General features: G+C 48.9%; 1 protein-coding gene and 1 pseudogene. Both read left to right on the plus strand.

Translation table 11 applies throughout. The annotated features are described in order from the left end of the window. Positions 1–434 (plus strand): annotated as a pseudogene (locus tag R7R24_RS27565) (polynucleotide adenylyltransferase PcnB); the annotation flags it as partial. Continuing rightward, a partial coding sequence (folK, locus tag R7R24_RS27570) for a 2-amino-4-hydroxy-6-hydroxymethyldihydropteridine diphosphokinase (RefSeq protein ID WP_318120249.1) occupies positions 431–656 on the plus strand: 226 nt, incomplete at its 3' end. The pseudogene R7R24_RS27565 and the gene folK, both read left to right, overlap by 4 nt.

A 656-nucleotide genomic window follows, 5' to 3' on the forward strand; every position in this document is an offset into this window, starting at 1 on the left:
TGCTGTGGTACCCGCTTTGTGCACTAGCAGACAAACTCATGGACCAGCATAACTTGTGTCATTACGACGCGATCATGGAAGCGAGCAATATCATTCTTGATGATCAAGTTCGTACCATCGCAATTCCACGTCGCCATACTGCGACCATCCGTGAGATTTGGCAGCTGCAATTGCGCCTTCCACGACGTAATGGCAAACGTGCGTTCCGCCTAATGGAACTCAACAAATTTAGAGCTGGCTTTGATTTTCTTGAAATGCGCGGTGAAATTGAGGGTGGCGACACTCTGAAGCTTGCTAAGTGGTGGGAAACTTTCCAAAATGCAGGCCGAGAAATGCGCCAAGCGATGGCCGCAGACCTAGATGGTCAAGCACCAAAATCGGGCCAACGTCGCCGCAAAACCTTTCGCAAGAAAAAGAGTAAGCCGAAATCATGATCACAGCGTACATTGCGGTAGGCAGTAACTTGGCTGATCCTGTCAGCCAAGCTCAGCAAGCGATTGAGGCTCTAAAAACGTTACCAAACTCTGAGTTTGTACAAGCGTCTTCGCTATACAGCAGCACGCCAATGGGGCCACAAAATCAGCCGGATTACATCAATGCGGTTGTGGCGATCAAAACAAATTTGACGCCTCTTGAGCTACTTGATTGCACTCAAG

The organism is Vibrio sp. 704 (assembly GCF_033339295.1).